Annotated in this window: 1 protein-coding gene; it reads left to right on the top strand. The window is 75.5% G+C overall.

What is annotated here, in order from left to right; genetic code table 11:
* A partial coding sequence (gene mobA, locus N864_RS22850; protein ID WP_205621048.1) for a molybdenum cofactor guanylyltransferase occupies positions 1–628 on the top strand: 628 nt, incomplete at its 5' end.
* Positions 629–673: the final 45 nt, after the last annotated feature.

The following is a 673-nucleotide window of genomic DNA, read 5'->3' as shown; positions in this document are numbered from 1 at the left end:
CAGACTCGGCCGGGTGGAGTCGCTCGGGGTCATCGTCCTGACCGGGGGAGGCTCGACCCGGATGGGTAGGCACAAGCCCGCCCTCGACGTCGGTGGGCGCCCCATCATTGCCCGCATCCTCGAGGCCTGCGCGGGCCTGCCGCTCGTCGTGGCGGGCGACGGCGCCGCCGTCCCGCCGCACGTCCGCGTCGTCCGCGAGGAGCCGCCGGGTGGCGGCCCGGTCGCCGGCATCGCCGCGGGGTTCACCGCCCTCATCAGTCCGTATGCCGCCCACTCGGCTCCCAGCGCTCCGTCCCTCAGCCGGGTGGCTGTGCTCGCGGGCGACCTGCCGTTCCTGACCCGAGCCGCCCTCGAGGACCTCGACGGCGCCCTCGAGGAGGACCCCTCCGCAGAGCTGGCCCTCGCCGTCGACCACGAGCAGCGGGTCAACTGGCTCTGCGGTGTCTGGCGCACCGGGGTGCTCGCCCGCCGGCTCGAGGCGGTCGGCGACCCTGCCGGCGTCAGCGTGAAGCGACTCATCGACAGCTCGTGCCGCGCGCTCGTGGCCGACGCCTCCGGGTGGTCGGCCGATGTCGACACCCCGGACGACCTCGCGGCCGCCCGGGACGCCGCCACGCGCCAGCGCTGACCCGACGCGGTCACCGTCGGTTGGTGGCCTTTCGACGGGTAGTGG

Origin of the sequence: Intrasporangium chromatireducens Q5-1 (genome assembly GCF_000576575.1) — a bacterium.
In the GTDB taxonomy this organism is placed as follows: Bacteria; Actinomycetota; Actinomycetes; order Actinomycetales; family Dermatophilaceae; genus Intrasporangium_A; species Intrasporangium_A chromatireducens.
The sequence above is the reverse complement of the archived record's forward strand: the minus strand, read 5'-3'. Positions and strand labels throughout refer to the sequence as shown.